Below are 15,472 nucleotides of genomic sequence, written 5' to 3' on the forward strand. Positions count from 1 at the left end.
GTGCTCGCCTCCCGGACCGAGTCACGGCTGACCGAGGTGGCCGAGGAGATCACCGGACTCGGCAGGCGCGCGGTGGTGGTGCCCACCGACATCAACGACGAGGGCGCGGCGGTCAACCTGGTGGAGTCCGCGCACAGCGCGTTCGGCAAGGTCGACACGCTGGTGAACAACGCCTTCGCCATCCCGCCCATCGTCGACCTCGCCGACGTCGACCTGGATCAGGTGCGTGCGGGCTTCGAGACGAACGTGCTGGCCGCGTTGCGTCTGACCAGGCTGTTCGTACCCGCCCTCACCGAGACCAAGGGCTCGGTGGTGATGATCAACTCGGCGGTGCTGCGCCACTCGCGGCGGACTTTCGGGCCGTACAAGATGGCCAAGGCCAGCCTGCTCGCACTGGCCCAGAGCTTGGCCACCGAACTCGGGCCCAAGGGCATCCGGGTCAATTCCGTCGCGCCCGGATACATCTGGGCCGACAACTTGAAGTGGTACTTCAACTATTTGGCCCAGCAGCGGGGGACCACTGCCGAGGAGGTCTACGCCGAGACCGCGAAGACCACCGATCTGCGCAAACTGCCCGAACCCGACGAAATCGCCGACGCCGTGGTGTTCTTCGCGTCCGCCATGGCGCGCGCGATCACCGGCGCGTGCCTGGACGTCAACGCCGGCGAATACCACCACTAGGAGATGACCGTGATCGGTAGGGACGACGTCGGGACCATCGAGGACCTGCACGCCTCGGCGACGAAAGTGGTCGGGCTGGACGATTTCGGCACCGACGACTACCGCGAGGGACTCGGGGTGCTGCTCGAGTCCTATGCGGGTGACGCCGAACTGACCCCCTTCGGCAACAAGGTGAACCGCGCGTTCCTGCGCGGCGCTTTGATCGCCCGGCTGCTCAGTGAGGCGGCTTGGCGGCAGTATCCGGAACACGCCGACGTACCCATCGAACGGCCGATCTTCGTGACCGGTCTGCCGCGTTCGGGCACCACGGCGGTGCACCGCCTGCTCAACGCCGACCCGGCGCACCAGGGTCTGGAGATGTGGCTGACCGAGATGCCGCAGCCGCGCCCGCCGCGCGAGACCTGGACGGGCAACCCGGTCTACCAGCGTCTCGCGGCCGCCTACGAGAAGCACCACGTGGAGCATCCCGAATTCATGGGTGTGCACCATATTTCGGCCGATCAGGTCGAGGAGTGCTGGCAGCTGCTGCGGCAGTCGGCCATGTCGGTGTCCTACGAGTGCCTGGCCTACCTGCCCACCTATTCCGAGTGGTTGCGCGACCGGGATTGGACGCCCGCCTACCGCAGGCACCGGCGCAATTTGCAACTGATCGGGCTGCCGGACGCGGGCAAGCGCTGGGTGCTGAAGAACCCGAGCCACCTGTTCGCGTTGGACGCCATTTTCGAGGTGTACCCGGACGCGCTGGTGATCCAGATGCACCGTGACCCGCGCACCATCATCGCGTCGGTGTGCAGCTTGAACGAGCAGGCGTCGGCGGGCTGGTCGGAGAAGTTCCGCGGTCCGCTGGTGGGCGCGACGCAGCTGGATCTGTGGGCGCGCGGCGCGCAGCGGTTCCTCCTCGATCGCAAACGCCACGACGCGACGCGATTCTGCGATGTCGACTACGACGAGTTCGTCGCCGACCCGATCGGCACCGTCGAGTCGATCTATCGTCATTTCGATCTGCCGCTGACACCGGAAGCGACCGCCGCGATGACCGCGTTGCACGGCGAAAGCACCTCGGGCGCCGCCCGTCCGGCACATCGCTACACCCTCGAGGAATTCGGCCTGACCGCCGAACAGGTGGACGCCCGGTTCGGGGCGTATCGGGAGGCGCATTTCGCGGGGCGCTGACCCGCTCGGCCCAGTGTCGTCGTCACGACCCGCATGAGCCAGTGCGGGTCGTGACGGCGAAGCACCTACCCAGGCACGGTGTCGCCGATCATGTGCAGTTCCTGGCGCCCCAGCGCGGTCATGTCGGGAAGCTCCACATGGTCCCCAGCGCCTCGTCGCCGCGATTGTCGATGCCGCCGGCCCGCCGTCAGGGCAAGTGACGGGGAACAGAGCGCAAGCTCAGGGTTGCCCTGGCTTGAGCACGATGAACAAGCCGTTCGCCTCCGCGCACAGCCGGTCGCCGTGGTGCAGGGTGGCCCGCACGTAGACTTTGCGCCCCTCCTGCCGTTCCGCCCACGCCCGCACCTTCAGCTCGGTGTTCAGCGGCGTGATGGAGCGGTAGTCGACGGTGAGCGACGCGGTCCTGGTCACCGAGCCGGAGTGCACCGCGGCGGCCATGCCGAGCAGGTCGTCGAAGGCGATGGCGATCTGACCGCCGTGGGCGGCGCTGTTGCCGCCGAGGTGGAAGGTGCGGAAGGTGAGGCGCGCGTCGACGCCCTGCTGCGGATCGACGTGGTCGATGAAGAACGGCGGCAAGGTGATGTTGCCGCGGGCGGGCAGGTCGAACCGGGTCCAGTTCGGCGTCGACCACTCGTCCACCGCGGCGGCGTCGAGCTTGTCGTTGAGCTCCTTGAGGACGCCGATCGCGTCCACCGCCAGTTCGTCGGAGGGGGAGGCCAGCCGGACACGGTCCATCAGACCGCGCACCTGCTCGATGAACTGTCCGTAGTGCGGCCCACCGCGGGAGATGTCGTCCTTGGCGGCCTCGTGCGCGGCGATCAGCTCGGTCATCGGCCGGAACCCGCCCTCGTGATGCTCCTTGCTCGGCAGCGAGTCGCCGGCCTGCGGTTCGTTCATGAGAACAAGTTATCGGTTGCCCGGGGAATGCTCGCCGGGCGGGTGCCGGGTCCGCCGCCGCGGGCCGTCAGCGCCTAGGCTGGTGCGCGACCGATATCGCCCGTTCCCCGGGTGCTACCGGCACGGTTCTCGGCGGCCGGACCTGCGATCCGGCCGCGATCGACCTCTGACCGCTTCGGCTGGCGAAAGGCTCTGTTGCGCATGGGTATCACCGCGGTCGTGTTCGACATGGACGGCGTACTGATCGACTCGGAGCCGGTCTGGGAGCTGGTGCGGCGCGGCTACGTCGCGGAGAAGGGCGGCCGGTGGCTGCCCGACACCCAGCAGCGGCTGATGGGGATGAGTACCGGTGAGTGGTCGGCCTACCTGAGCGGCGAGCTTGGCGTCGGTGAGCCACCGGAGACCGTGGCGCGGGAAGTGATCGAGCGGATGGCCGCCCGGTACGCCGAGCGCATGCCGCTGCTGCCCGGCGCGGTGGAGGCCGCGCAGCGGATCAGCGAGCATTGGCCGCTGGGGCTGGCCAGTTCGTCGCCCCGCGCGCTCATCGATACGGTGCTGGGCCGGACGGGCCTGATCGAGTACTTCAACGTCACCTTCTCCACCGAGGAGGTCGATCGCGGCAAACCGGCACCGGACGTCTACACGACGGTCGCGACGTTCCTGCGGAAGCGGCCGTCGGAGTGTGCGGCCGTTGAGGATTCGAGCAACGGCCTGCGCTCGGCGCACGCGGCGGGGATGCGGGTGATCGCCGCGCCGCGCCCGGAATACCCGCCCGCTCCCGACGCGCTGGCGCTGGCCGCCAAGGTCATCTCCGGCCTCGACGAACTCACTCCCGCGCTCATCGCCGGTTGAGCCGCCGGGTCACGCGCGGTAGGAGGTCAGCAGGGCGCGGACGGCGGCGGTCAGGTCGTCCTCCAGCCAGTCGGGCAGCGCGGGAGCGTGGGCGTGGCGGCGTAGCGCCGCGTAGGGAAGATCGACGATCGCGCGGCTGACCGCATCGATCTCACGCTCGCCGTCCCGGCCGAACAGAGCGTGCGCGATGCGGCGCAGATGCTCGATCAACGGCGCGTTCATGGTCGCCAGGGTGGCGCGGAACTCGGCGTCGGGCCCGCCGTCGAGCAGATCGCTGGGACGCAGGTGCAGGAGCAGCTTGGCGTCCTCGGGGAGTTCGCGCCCGAACCGCAGGGCGGCCCGCGCCATCGCGACACCGGCCTCGACCGGGTCCGGCTCCTCGGCCGCGGCCAGCGTGCCGTCCTGGAAGCGGCGCAGCGCGCGCAGCCATGCCGCGGTGAGCACACCGTTGCGGTTGCCGAACCGGTGGTACAGGGTGCCGACCGGAGCGCCGCTGGCTTCGGCGATGGCAGACACGCTGGTCGCGCGGGGTCCCTCGGCGAGCACCAGGGTGCGTGCTGCGTCGAGGATCACGTCGGTGTCGTGCTTGCGGGGTGGCGCCATCTACTAGTACGTTCCTTCTATATGGAGCGTTTGTCCTATATAGATGAGCATGCCAGATCGGTCGACGCGAACCGCGATAGAGCGTGGAAGGCGGTGCTGAAAATCGTGTGCCGCGACCCGCGGGAGCCCGCGCCGCCGCCCGGGTTCGTTTTCGATTCCGTAACGGAGCCGCGCCGTCTCGCGCTGCGGGGGCAGCACTGGTTCTCGAAATACGCGCTGATCTTCGAACTGGACGAGGAGGGCCCGAGCCGCACTCGGGTCCGCGCGCGCAGCTATGGCGACTTTCCCGGTCCGCACGGACGGATATATCGCGCGCTGGTCGTGGGGACGGGCGCTCACCAATTGGTGGTGCGCCGGATGCTGCGCCGGATCGCGGCGGCGGCATGATTCCCGGGACGGTGTGGGGGGCCACCGAGGCCGAGCGCACGGCGCCCCTGCCGTGCGACCAGCGGCAACCCGGCGGGCTCCAGGCTGACCGGGCGATCGGCATCGACGCGCCACCCGCGCTCGTCTACGCCTGGCTGTGCCAGTTGCGCGTAGCTCCCTACAGCTACGACCTGCTGGACAATTTCGGCAAGCGCAGCCCGCGCGTGCGCGATCCGCGGCTCACCGAACTCGAGGTGGGCCAGCGGTTCATGTCCCAGTTCGAGCTGGTCTCCTTCGCCCCGGACAGCCACATCACCCTGGTCGCGGGGAAGGTGTGTGTCACCTACGCGGTGCGCCCCGACGGTGCGGGGACCCGGCTCGTGGTCCGGATACGCTGCGCGGCACCCAAACTCGTCGCCGTTGCGCTTGCGATCGGCGACCTGCCCATGATGCGCAAGCAACTGCTGACGCTGAAGGAATTCGCCGAGGCCGAACACCGTACCGGCTCGGCGGCCGCCCCGAGCTGATCGGTACATCGGCGCGGTAATCGATCGCACACCGGAGGGCGCGGCGCACGCCCCTCGGTTCCTCGGCGTGGCCGCGCCGATCTCGGACCCGAGCGTGGCGGCGATCGGGGTGCAACGTGTTCAGTGCAGGCGTTCTACCAGGTCGAACTTCCGTTGCTCGAAGTCGTCGGGCACGGTGTCGCACACCGAGATCAGAGCGTGCGCCCAGGCGCCGAGCAGCGTGTGATCACCGGCGATCCGGCCGGGGTCCGGCGCGGGCTCGGCGGTGAGCAAGGGCAGCGGATGGATGCGGTGCCGGACCTCGTTCTCCAGCACGGTCGCCTTGTCCACGAAGATCCGCAGGTCGTGATTGAGCAGGTACCTGCCGACCGCGCCGTGTTCCGGCGGTACCAGCGCGGCCACGGAACCCGATGACCGATAGAGGTTTTCGCCGTGCCGTGGCCGTGGTGCCTCTCGTCCGGCCCAGGTGACCCGGGCGGGCGTCGCGAGTAGTCGTTCGATCCCTTGGACGCGGTGGTGGCCGATCCTGGCGTGGTCCATCAGCTTCGCGCCCGCGTCCACATAGCCGAGGACGAGGTGGTCTTCGGTGCGGAGTACTGCTCGATAGAGCTGCCACACGTAACCGTATTCCCTTCGGTGGTAGTGGATTTCGTTGCATGCTCACACGCGATTGCGGTGTGGCGATTACAGCGGCGTTACCACCGTGGTGCGGCTGGTCGGCGTCCGCGCACGCGGCCGCCCGGCCGAGCAGCAGGGCCCGCTCGGAAGTCGCCCGCGCCTACTGGTATCGGCCCGGTTGGGCGAGTAGGTCACCGCGCACGGCGTAGCGCAAGTGGCAGGTGCCGAGCGCGCCTGCGGCGACGAGCGCGTCCACCAGTTCCAGCCCTGCCGCGGGACCGTGCGCCTTGCCCCTCGGCACAGTCGCGGACCGCGAATGCCTGGTCATCGGGTCGGACGGGGTCAGCTCGGCGGCCATGCGGTGGGTTTGCGTGCCGCGCGTGCCGTCCAGCGGCCCTCGTCGTGGCGGACCTCGACCGGGTGGGCGAACGCGGCGGTGATGTTCTCGGTGGTGATCGTCGTCGCGGCCGGACCGGCCGCGACGGTGTGGCCGCCGGCGATGAGCAACGCGTGGGTCGTCGTGCTGGGAAGTTCCTCCAGGTGGTGGGTCACCAGAAGGGAGGCGACGTCCGGATGGGTTCGGTCCAAGGTATCGAGGGTGTCCAGGAGCTGTTCGCGGGCGGCGACGTCCAAGCCGGTGGACGGTTCGTCCAACAGCAGCAGCCGCGGCTGCGCGATGAGCGCGCGGGCGATGAGCGCGCGGCCGCGCTCGCCCTGGCTCAGCGTGGGCCACAGCTCGTCCGTCTTCCCGGTCAGGCCGACGGTGTCGATCATCGCGTCGGCCCGGTCGAGCTGGTCGGGCGTCGGCGTCCAGCGCATCGGGGTGTCGATGGTCGCGGTCAGGCCGGTGAGCACGACCTCGCGGATGGTCAGCGCGGAGCGCAGGGGATGGCGCGGGTCGACCTGGCCGATGCCATGGCGCAGCCGCTGCAATTCGACGCGGCCGAGTTCCGCGCCGAGCACCCGCACCGACCCGGAGGTGGGGAAGGTGACCGCGCCGCAGAAGCCGAGCAGTGTGCTCTTCCCCGCGCCGTTGGGCCCGAGCAGCGCCCAGCGATCGCCAGCGCGCACCGTCAGCGAGATTCCGTTGATGATCTTCTTGCCGTCCCGGCGGAATGTCACGTCGGTCAGCTCGAGCACCGGATCGGTCACGTGAAAGCCTCTTTCAGGGTGGTCAGGTGGGCGCGGCTGTACTGCGCAGCGGCGGCGGGATCGCGGGCGGCGATCGCGTCGGCCAGCCGCTGGTGCGCGGCGTGATCCGCGGCCTCCGACGGCACCGGGCGGATCTTCAGCATGTCGATCATCGCCAGGCGCAGCCGGGGGAGGAAGCTGTCGAACAACTGGGTCAGCACGTCGTTGTGGGCGGCCACGATGACCGCCCGGTGGAACGCCGTGTCGGCGTCGACGTGCTCGGCGACCGGCTCGCCGTGTGCCTCGCGAGCGGCCAGCGTACGACGGATCAGGCGCAGGTCGGCGGGGGTTCGCCGCTGCGCGGCCAGTGCGGCGGCCTCGGTCTCGATGGCGATGCGCGCTTCGATCACCGCCGCGATGGTGGCGCGGCGCAGCACGGCGTCCCACTCCTCGGTCACGTCGAGCGCGGTGACGAAGACGCCCGCGCCTTGGCGACTGTCGAGCACCCCTTTGCCCGCCAGCTCGCGGATCGCCTCCCGCAGCGTCGAGCGGCCGACCCCGAGCTGTGCGGCCAGCGTGGTCTCACCCGGCAGGCGGTGGCCCAACGGCCATTCGCCCGCGCGGATGCGGGTCAGCAGCACGTCGGCCGTCTGCGCGGCCAAGGGATGGCGGCGTACCTGCGACAGCATCGCAACCTCTCTACTTGTCTGAGGAGTCGTGTACAGTCTAGCCATTATGCGCACCATGCTTCTGCTTAGCCGCCACGGCGGGGCCTGAACGACCGGCCCCCCGCCGTGGGGCTTCGTCGCGGCCGGTCACCTCTCGTCGTGACGGCCCGTACGGCCAGAAAGCAGACCCATGAGCACCGCATTCCCCACCATCCACACTCCCGCGGGCGAGGTACCGGACTCGGCTCCGGCGTGGAATCGCCAGCGGCGTTCCCAGATGCCGTCGAATCGCTACCGCGACGTCTACCAGCGTGTGGAAGTTCCGCTCACGCAACGGTATTGGCCCGATGCCAGGATCACCCAGGCGCCACTGTGGGTGCCGGTCGACCTGCGCGACGGCAACCAGGCCCTCGCCGAGCCGATGGACCCGGCGCGCAAGCGGCGCTTCTTCGAACTCATGATCGCCATGGGGTACAAGGAGATCGAGGTCGGCTACCCGTCGGCGTCCCAGACCGACTTCGACTTCGTCCGGCTCATCGCCGAGGACGATCTCGCGCCCGAGGACGTCACGATCGTCGTCTTCACCCCGGCGCGGCGCGACCTGATCGAGCGCACCGCCGCATCGATCCGCGGCATCCCCAACGACGTGGTGATCCACATGTACACCGCCACGGCTCCCGCTTGGCGCGACATCGTGCTCGGCAAGGATCGCGCGGCGCTGCGTGAGCTGATCCTCGACGGCGGCCGCGCCGTGCTGGCGGCCGCCGGAGACCTGCCCAACGTGCGTTTCGAATTCTCGCCCGAGGTGTTCAACCTGACCGAGCCCGATTACGTGCTCGACATCTGCGACCGGATGACCACCTTGTGGGACGCCACGGTGCGGCGGCCGGTCATCCTGAACCTGCCCGCCACCGTCGAGGTCGCCACCCCGAACGTCTATGCCGACCAGATCGAATACATGCACCGCAATCTGGCCCGCCGCGACAGCGTCATCCTGTCGGTGCACCCGCACAACGATCGCGGCACCGGCATCGCGTGTGCCGAGCTGGCGGTCCTGGCCGGCGCCCAACGCGTCGAGGGCTGCCTCTTCGGCAACGGCGAGCGCACGGGCAACGTCGACATCGCCACGCTGGCCCTGAACCTGCACGCGCAGGGCGTCGACCCGATGATCGACTTCTCGGACATCGACGAGGTCCGGCGCACCGTCGAATACTGCACGCGCATGCCGGTCCACGAACGGCACCCGTACGTCGGTGACCTGGTGCACACCGCGTTCTCGGGCACCCACCAGGACGCGATCAAGAAGGGATTCGCCGAGCATCGCGCCCGAGCCGCCGCGACGGGCATCGCCGAACGCGAACTGGACTGGCAGGTACCGTATCTGCCGATCGATCCCGGTGACCTCGGCCGCGGCTACGAGGCGGTGATCCGGGTCAACTCCCAGTCCGGCAAGGGCGGCATCGCGTATCTGCTGCACCGCGACTACGGCATGGATCTGCCGCGACGATTGCAGATCGATTTCGCCGCGCGCGTCCAGGAGCGCGCCGACGATACCGGCGTCGAGATCACCGCCGCCGAACTGCGCGATCTGTTCGAGGCGATCTACTTCGAGGATCCTTCCCGGCTGGACTTGAAGGACTGGCACACCAGCGGCGACGGCGCGGAGGAGAGTACCGAGATCACCCTGACCGTCGACGGGGTGACCCACCGTACGCGTCACCCTGGCGGCCCCGTCGCGGCGCTGACCGAGGCGCTGGCGGAGACGGGGCATCCGATCGAAGTACTCGGCCTGACCCAGCAGTCGATCGAGCCGGGCAACGACAGCGCCGCGATCACGTATCTGGAATATCGCAGTGGCCGCGACACCGGTTGGACCTGCGGCCGAAGCGATTCCGTCCTCGCGGCGACACTGTCCGCGGTCGTGCGTGCCGCTGGGCGCGCGGCGCGCCGGTGCCCGTCGGACGCCGGTGACACCGTCGATCCGCTCGCGTAACAGATCCGCGTGGCCGTTGTGCCGGGTGTACTCCTCGATCATGTGCAAGTACACCCGGCGCAGGTTGTAGTCGTCGGCGCGCGGGTCAGAACATGCCGTGCGGGACCTCCGCGGGGTCGGGCACCGGTTGAACCACGTCCCAGTGCTCCACGATCTTCCCGTCGACCATCCGCCAGATGTCGACAACCGCTAGGTCCGGCTCCCCGTCCGGCGGGACCATGCGGTAGTGCATGACCACGTAGTCGTCGTCGGCGATCACCCGTGCCAGCTCCAATGCCGACCCCGCCACGGGTGCCTGGGCGATGAAGTCGATGAAAGCGTCCTTGCCGGAGGGGTTTCCGGGGCTGTGCTCGAGGAAGTCGTCGTGCAGCAGCGTCCGAAGCACTTCGATGTTGCCCGCCGCGAATTCCCGGAAGCCTCGGAGAGCCAGTTCCTTATTGCGCAATGTCACGTTGTCGTTCGTCATGCCGCCGAGACTGACAGTCGCCGAACGAGAGTGTCGATTACCTGCCATGTAATGGCTGACGCGAACCGGACGTCGCGATACTGGGCCGATGAACGGTGATCGACCGGCCGGGGAGCTGCTGCGGGAGTGGCGGCACCGGCGGAAGCTGAGCCAGCTCGATCTGGCCATCCAGGCGGAGGTGTCCGCGCGGCACGTCAGCTTCGTCGAGACCGGCCGCACGATACCCAGCCGATCCATGGTGCTGCACCTGGCCGAACAGCTGGACATCCCGCTGCGCGAACGCAACCGCGTACTGATCGCCGCGGGACACGCGCCGGAGTTCCGGCGGCGCGAGTGGACCGATCCCGCGCTGCGGCGCGCCCGCGACGCCGTGCAGCGGGTCCTGCGTCTGCACGAACCGTATCCGGCGCTCGCGGTGGACCAGCGCTGGAATCTGGTCCAGGCCAACGACTGCGTGGAGGTGTTCTTCGACGGCGTGGACCCGGATCTGCTCGAACCGCCGATCAATATGATGCGGCTGGGTCTGCACCCCGGCGGCTTCGCGCCCCGGCTGCGCAACCTCGAACAGGTCCGGGCGTTCCTGCTGCCCCGCCTGGCCCGCCAGGTCATGGCGGCCGGGGACACCGAACTGGCGAAGCTCTACGAGGAATTGCGCTCCTATGGCTCCCCGGGCGGCGCGGACAATGACCCGGCGGACATCGCGTTGCCGATCCGGCTGCGCCATCGCGACGCGGAACTCTCGTTCTTCAGCACGATCACTACCTTCGGCGCGGCCTTCGACATGACGCTCGACGAGGTCGCCGTCGAGGCGTATTTTCCCGACGATGACGAAACAGCGGCCTACCTGCGCGAACTGGCCGCAGCCGACCGGTGAGAGCGGCACCCGGGTTCATTCGGGCACGGTGAACCGCTCGGCTGGTTCGCCCCGCAGATGTCCGGCGGGCAGTTTGCGGCCGCAGAGGACGAGCAGCAGGTCTTGGGCGTGCCCCGAGAGCACCGTCCCGGAGCCGTAGGTGAAGTCCAGGTCGTCGGCGCGCAGTTCGATGCCGCCGAGCTTGGCGCCGAACAGCTTGACGGTCTTCGGATCGATCGTGTCCAGGACCAGGCGCATCCGCTCCTCGGGCACCCGGCGATCCAGGCCGAGCGCCACCGTGATGTCCAGGCCGTGGATCACATCGTGGCTCAACGCGTTGGTGAGCCCGCCGCCCGGTGGCCGCCACGGATGGTCGACGTTGTCCCACAGCGATTTCAGCAGATCCGTAGCGCTGAGCGTGGCGGCGTCCACCCGGGCGGTGCGGTCGGCCATGCGGTTGAAGTTCCCGAACGCGGCGAGCATCCCCAGCGCGAAGCGCGCGCTCGACAGGCGATACGGCATGGTGATGTGCGCGACGACCTCGCGTACCCGCCAGCCCTCGCACAGGGTCGGCGCGTCCCAGCTCGCGGCGTCCAGTCCGGCCAATATTTCGGCGAGTTCCGTTCGTTCCGCCGTCACCGCCCTTCGCACCAGGGTATCGGTCATGTGTCCACCTCTCTTCGACGAGGGTGATCCAACCGCGCCCGGAGTCGGGGCGCCACCCGGCGACGAAAATCAGCGACCGGAGAGGCGATACGGCCGGTGACGCGGCGAGCCGGGCCGAGCGGGATTCCGGCGAATGCCGTGGTCAGTCGTACAGTGCCCGGCGGGCTTGCCGGTACTCGGCGCGGATCGCGCGCCCGGCCGCCGCGTCGGACGGCGCGGAGATCTCCGCGGCCGTACGCGCGGGCCAAGCGGGCGGCCGGGCCGCGCCGCTCAGTGCCCACGCGGCCTGGCGCGCGGCGCCGAGCGCGACGTACTCCGCCGGTTCCGGCACCGTCACAGTGACGCCGAAGACCTGGGCGGCGATCGTCCCGACCAGCCGTGAGCGCGCGGCGCCGCCGATCAGCAGCACCCGTCGCGGCCGGACCCCGATGCCGGTGAGGTGGTCGAGCGCGTCGGCGAGATGACACAGCACGCCTTCGAAGGCAGCCCGGGCGACCGTCGCGGGCCGCATAGCCTCCGGTCGCAGGCCGTGCAGACTGCCCGTGGCGTGCGGCAGGTCCGGTGTGCGCTCACCGGTGAGGTACGGCAGCAGGACCAGGCCGTCCGCGCCCGGCGGCGCCTGCGCGGCGAGCGCTTCCAGCGTGGGCAGATCCACGCCGAGCAGGTCGGCGACCGAGGTGAGGACGCGCGCGGCGTTGAGCGTGCAGACCAGCGGCAGGAACGCTCCGGTGGCGTCCGCGAATCCGGCGACCGCGCCGCTCGGGTCGGCGCAGGCGCGCTCGGAGCGGGCGAAGACCGTCCCGCTGGTGCCGAGCGAGACCACCACATCACCCTCGCTGATTCCCAGCCCCAGCGCGGCCCCGGCGTTGTCACCCGTTCCGGCGGCGACGAGTGTGCCCGACGGTGTGCGCCCGGCCGGCTCCTGCGGGCCGAGGACGCGGGGCAGCTCGGGCGTTCGTCCACGAAACGCCATGGCGAGCAGGTCTTCCCGATAGACGTTGTCGGCGGGTGCCCAGTATCCGGTGCCGGAAGCGTCACCGCGATCGGTGGTCGGCGCGACAATGCGTCCGGGTTCGCCGCCCCGCAGCCGCCAGGTCAGGTAGTCGTGCGGCAGCAGGACGCGGGCGGTGCGGTCGGCGAGCTGCGGTTCGTGATCGGCCAGCCAGCGCAGTTTGGCGACGGTGAACGAGGCCACCGGCACGCTGCCGACCGCAGCGGCCCACGCGTCCGGCCCGCCGAGATCGGTGATCAGCTCCGTTGCCGCGGCCGCGGAGCGCAGATCGTTCCACAGCAGAGCATCTCGGACCGGAACACCCGCGGCGTCCAAGGCGACCAGGCCGTGCTGCTGCCCCGCGACCGCGATCGCATCGGCACGCTCGAGCAATCCCGCGCCCGCTGTCCGCAGCGCGTCCCACCACGCGGCCGGGGCGACCTCGGTGCCCTCCGGGTGCGTGGCCTGCCCTCGCGCGATGACCTCGCCGCTGTCGGCGTCGCAGACGACCACCTTGCACGACTGGGTGGAGCTGTCGACTCCCGCGACCGTCGTCACCGGGTCCACCCCGGTCGAGCCGGGCTCCCGGCGTCGGTACTCGGCAGAAGGGCCATACCGACCACCTTGCCCCGAGCCGGCCGACCCCGGGGCGTTTCGGGTATTCGGCACGCGCATCGTGCAGACTGGCGCGATGAGCATCGACCCCACCGACGTGCGCATCCGCACGGGAGACGGGACGCCGCTGCCGGAACTGACCGAGGACGCGCTCGGCGACCTGATCGACGAACCGGCGGGCGCGGAACACGCCATTCTCGAACTCAGCCGTGCCGATCTGCACGACATCCGGGCCCGGATGCTGCCCGACGGCGTCTACGAACTCGAGCACCGGGCCGGATCTGCCACGCGGACCTTCCAGCTGTACACCTCCGACCCGGTGCTGGTGCGGGACGTGCTGTGGGCATGGCTCTCCGATGACCCGTGGTGGCGCGAATCGGTCGCGTGGTTCCCGGTCGACCCGGCGATCGCGGAGCTGCGTGCGGTGCAGGACGATCTCGCCGGACTGCTGGACGGCCTGACCCTGATGGACGGTCTCACCGCGAGCATGGACGCGGCGCTGGCGCGCGCCGACGAACTGCTGGCGCTGGACGCACCGGAGACCGACGACCCCGATCAGGCCTGATACCACCAGGCGGTGGTCGCGATGTCGGCGTCCGCCAAGGGGAGATAGGTCTGCGCGTCCTGCCACCCCAGCGCCTGCACGGTGACCCGGAGCGCGCGCTCGAAACAGATCGGGTCGCGCACGTGCCAGCGGTACATGCCGAACCGCTGATCCGGACGGTAGATCTGTTCCGGCGGCAGCACTTGGTGCAGCCCGAGATAGGGCGTGGAATATGTCCGGTACGTGCCGTCGAGATCGAAATTCCAGGCCCCGCCGAAATAGTCCTCGGTACCGGTCCCGCAGATAGTGGGGTGATCGGCGTCTCCGTCGAGGAAGAACTTGACTTCGCCCTCGCCCCACCATCCCGGGGCGTTCGGGCGGATGGCGAGGTACGTGCCGACGTAGCGGCCCGGCCCCGGCGCCGCGTCGACGATCGTGTGCACGGCGGGCGTGCCCACACCGGTCGTGCGCGTCCACCGGGTGTACAGGTACCCCGCGCTGTCCGGCACGTCCTCTTCGGTGTAGGTCGCTTGGTAGTACACCGGAACGTCGCGACCGCACCTGTTCTCCAGCGTGATGCGCGCCCGATGCCGGAAGGGCATGGCCCAGTAGCTGTTCAGCCCGCCCGCGGGCGCGACAACCACCATCTCCGAACTCAGCAGGGCCAGCTCGCCCCACCCGTTGCAGAAGAAGGCGCCCAGTGGCAGCTCGATCGCGGGCCGCTGTGCGTCGTCCCAGGTCATCCGCAGCGTCAGCCCGCGCAACACGGAACGCTCGGTGGTCAACCAGAAATGCCGGAACACGCCAGGTCCGGAAACATCGGCCAGCGTGGCGGTGGCGCCATCGGCCAGCGCGATGGAAGGGGAGACCTTCCACCCCGCGCCCAGTAGCCGAGCCGCGTGCGCTCCGGTGCCGTCGGTGGCCCGCGCGCCCTCGCCGGGCGCCCCGGTCGGATTCTCCGCGCTGACCGACCGAGTTCGGCGGCCGTCCAGCCGCCACAGCTCCGCGCCCGGCGCCGTCACAGACCCGGCCAGCCGTATCGGGGCGTGCCGGGCGCGAGTCCGGCACGGTGGGCGGCGCCGGACGCGCCCGCCGCGGCGAGTTGCCCGGCGTCGGCGTGCCGGGCCAGCTCGCGCCGGACCTGGTCCATGTCGAGCCAGAGGATCTGCTGCACCAGATCTTCCAGCGCGTCCGCCGCCAGCGCACCCGCCTCGGAATAGACCAGCACACCCTCTCGGAACGCCATGAGCGTCGGATACTGCGTGACCCGCGCGGTGGCGCTCAACGCGGGCTCGGCCTCGGTGTCGACCTTGCCGTGCACGATCTCCGGGTGCCGGTCCGACGACGCCTCGTACACGGGCGCGAAGTGCTGACACGGCCCACACCAACCGGCCCACCAATCCACGAGCACGATGGGATGAGACGTGACCACGGAGTCGAAATTGTGCTGGGTCAGAGTGATCGTGGGCATGGCATCCTCGTCATCGTTCCGCGAAGTAACCGTGCATCCTCGCATGGCTGTCCGCGATCAGGAAGGCGCTTCGGCACGGTGCTGTTCGGCCGCCAGGAAGTGCGCGACCGTCGTGGTGCGGTCGTACAGATCGCGGTAGTGCCGGTAGTACTCTTCGTATTTCGCGGTGTGCTCAGGATAAGGCCGCACGGTGTCCACGACGGGATTCCAGGCGGAGGTGTCGATTCCGGCGGCTTCGGCCGCGAGCAGCGCGTCACCGAGGCTCGCGCCGACGGTGTCGGCGGGCAATTGCTGGGGCAGGCCGGTCACGTCGGAAACGATCCGGGTCCACAGCCCGCCTTTGGTGCCCCCGCCCAC

18 protein-coding genes and 2 pseudogenes are annotated in these 15,472 nt (G+C 69.7%); 8 read left to right on the top strand and 12 right to left on the bottom strand.

The features are described 5' to 3' along the window. Both HOV91_RS35250 and HOV91_RS35255 read left to right on the top strand, forming a co-directional pair. Positions 1 to 681 (top strand): SDR family oxidoreductase (locus HOV91_RS35250; protein ID WP_174189555.1); only part of this gene is annotated, 681 nt, incomplete at its 5' end. A gap of 3 nt (positions 682 to 684) precedes the next feature. Beyond that, positions 685 to 1,854 (top strand): sulfotransferase family protein, encoded by a 1,170-nt coding sequence (locus HOV91_RS35255; RefSeq protein WP_174189556.1) that lies wholly within the window; start codon positions 685 to 687, stop codon positions 1,852 to 1,854. Between the two features lie 219 nt (positions 1,855 to 2,073). On the opposite strand, the gene HOV91_RS35260 is transcribed toward HOV91_RS35255, so the two are convergent. Further along, entirely contained in the window at positions 2,074 to 2,751 is a 678-nt protein-coding gene (locus HOV91_RS35260; RefSeq protein WP_174189557.1) for a PaaI family thioesterase, read from the bottom strand. 201 nt (positions 2,752 to 2,952) lie between these two features. Between HOV91_RS35260 and HOV91_RS35265 the strand changes: the two genes are divergently transcribed. Next, positions 2,953 to 3,603, top strand: coding sequence for an HAD family hydrolase (locus tag HOV91_RS35265; RefSeq protein ID WP_174189558.1), 651 nt, complete (start codon positions 2,953 to 2,955; stop codon positions 3,601 to 3,603). A gap of 9 nt (positions 3,604 to 3,612) precedes the next feature. Here HOV91_RS35265 and HOV91_RS35270 read toward each other — a convergent pair whose 3' ends face one another. After that, a complete protein-coding gene (locus HOV91_RS35270; RefSeq protein WP_174189559.1) occupies positions 3,613 to 4,206 on the bottom strand; it encodes a TetR/AcrR family transcriptional regulator in 594 nt (197 codons plus the stop codon). A gap of 93 nt (positions 4,207 to 4,299) precedes the next feature. On the opposite strand from HOV91_RS35270, the gene HOV91_RS35275 reads away from it, so the two are divergent. Both HOV91_RS35275 and HOV91_RS35280 read left to right on the top strand, forming a co-directional pair. Continuing rightward, entirely contained in the window at positions 4,300 to 4,593 is a 294-nt protein-coding gene (locus HOV91_RS35275) for a hypothetical protein (RefSeq protein WP_312884895.1), read from the top strand. Then, positions 4,590 to 5,099, top strand: a complete 510-nt coding sequence (locus HOV91_RS35280; RefSeq protein ID WP_174189561.1) for a hypothetical protein — start codon at positions 4,590 to 4,592, stop codon at positions 5,097 to 5,099. Before HOV91_RS35275 ends, HOV91_RS35280 begins: the two co-directional genes overlap by 4 nt. A 120-nt stretch (positions 5,100 to 5,219) precedes the next feature. Here the strand turns inward: HOV91_RS35280 and HOV91_RS35285 are convergent, their stop codons facing one another. From HOV91_RS35285 to HOV91_RS35300, 4 genes are all read right to left on the bottom strand, one after another. After that, positions 5,220 to 5,717, bottom strand: a complete 498-nt coding sequence (locus HOV91_RS35285; RefSeq protein ID WP_174189562.1) for a hypothetical protein — start codon at positions 5,715 to 5,717, stop codon at positions 5,220 to 5,222. Positions 5,718 to 5,877: 160 nt separating this feature from the next. Continuing rightward, on the bottom strand, positions 5,878 to 6,075 hold the full coding sequence (locus tag HOV91_RS35290) for a hypothetical protein (protein ID WP_174189563.1): 198 nt from the start codon (positions 6,073 to 6,075) through the stop codon (positions 5,878 to 5,880). Continuing rightward, complete coding sequence (locus HOV91_RS35295) at positions 6,060 to 6,869, bottom strand: ABC transporter ATP-binding protein (RefSeq protein ID WP_174189564.1); 810 nt, start codon at positions 6,867 to 6,869, stop codon at positions 6,060 to 6,062. The genes HOV91_RS35290 and HOV91_RS35295 overlap by 16 nt, the downstream gene beginning before the upstream one ends. Continuing rightward, complete coding sequence (locus tag HOV91_RS35300; RefSeq protein WP_174189565.1) at positions 6,866 to 7,537, bottom strand: FadR/GntR family transcriptional regulator; 672 nt, start codon at positions 7,535 to 7,537, stop codon at positions 6,866 to 6,868. Before HOV91_RS35300 ends, HOV91_RS35295 begins: the two co-directional genes overlap by 4 nt. A gap of 169 nt (positions 7,538 to 7,706) precedes the next feature. Between HOV91_RS35300 and HOV91_RS35305 the strand changes: the two genes are divergently transcribed. After that, on the top strand, positions 7,707 to 9,509 hold the full coding sequence (locus HOV91_RS35305; protein ID WP_438822720.1) for a 2-isopropylmalate synthase: 1,803 nt from the start codon (positions 7,707 to 7,709) through the stop codon (positions 9,507 to 9,509). A gap of 85 nt (positions 9,510 to 9,594) precedes the next feature. Here HOV91_RS35305 and HOV91_RS35315 read toward each other — a convergent pair whose 3' ends face one another. After that, the gene (locus tag HOV91_RS35315; RefSeq protein ID WP_174189566.1) at positions 9,595 to 9,975 is read right to left on the bottom strand and encodes a nuclear transport factor 2 family protein; all 381 of its coding nucleotides are present in this window, start codon (positions 9,973 to 9,975) and stop codon (positions 9,595 to 9,597) included. An 88-nt stretch (positions 9,976 to 10,063) separates the two neighbouring features. Here HOV91_RS35315 and HOV91_RS35320 point away from each other — a divergent pair, with 88 nt between their 5' ends. Next, on the top strand, positions 10,064 to 10,849 hold the full coding sequence (locus tag HOV91_RS35320) for a helix-turn-helix domain-containing protein (protein WP_174189567.1): 786 nt from the start codon (positions 10,064 to 10,066) through the stop codon (positions 10,847 to 10,849). Positions 10,850 to 10,864: 15 nt separating this feature from the next. On the opposite strand, the gene HOV91_RS35325 is transcribed toward HOV91_RS35320, so the two are convergent. Continuing rightward, a complete protein-coding gene (locus HOV91_RS35325; protein WP_174189568.1) occupies positions 10,865 to 11,494 on the bottom strand; it encodes a maleylpyruvate isomerase family mycothiol-dependent enzyme in 630 nt (209 codons plus the stop codon). A gap of 142 nt (positions 11,495 to 11,636) precedes the next feature. Continuing rightward, on the bottom strand, positions 11,637 to 13,043 hold the full coding sequence (xylB, locus tag HOV91_RS35330) for a xylulokinase (RefSeq protein ID WP_312884896.1): 1,407 nt from the start codon (positions 13,041 to 13,043) through the stop codon (positions 11,637 to 11,639). Positions 13,044 to 13,176: 133 nt separating this feature from the next. On the opposite strand from xylB, the gene HOV91_RS35335 reads away from it, so the two are divergent. Further along, complete coding sequence (locus HOV91_RS35335) at positions 13,177 to 13,665, top strand: hypothetical protein (protein ID WP_174189569.1); 489 nt, start codon at positions 13,177 to 13,179, stop codon at positions 13,663 to 13,665. On the opposite strand, the gene HOV91_RS35340 is transcribed toward HOV91_RS35335, so the two are convergent. From HOV91_RS35340 to HOV91_RS35350, 3 genes and pseudogenes are all read right to left on the bottom strand, one after another. After that, the gene (locus tag HOV91_RS35340; protein ID WP_174189570.1) at positions 13,656 to 14,666 is read right to left on the bottom strand and encodes a glycoside hydrolase family 172 protein; all 1,011 of its coding nucleotides are present in this window, start codon (positions 14,664 to 14,666) and stop codon (positions 13,656 to 13,658) included. The genes HOV91_RS35335 and HOV91_RS35340 overlap by 10 nt on opposite strands. Positions 14,667 to 14,752: 86 nt before the next feature. Further along, positions 14,753 to 15,115 (bottom strand): annotated as a pseudogene (locus tag HOV91_RS35345) (thioredoxin family protein); the annotation flags it as partial. Positions 15,116 to 15,172: 57 nt separating this feature from the next. Continuing rightward, positions 15,173 to 15,472 (bottom strand): annotated as a pseudogene (locus HOV91_RS35350) (sugar kinase); the annotation flags it as partial.

The sequence above is a fragment of the Nocardia barduliensis genome, assembly GCF_013315795.1.
GTDB lineage: Bacteria > Actinomycetota > Actinomycetes > Mycobacteriales > Mycobacteriaceae > Nocardia > Nocardia barduliensis.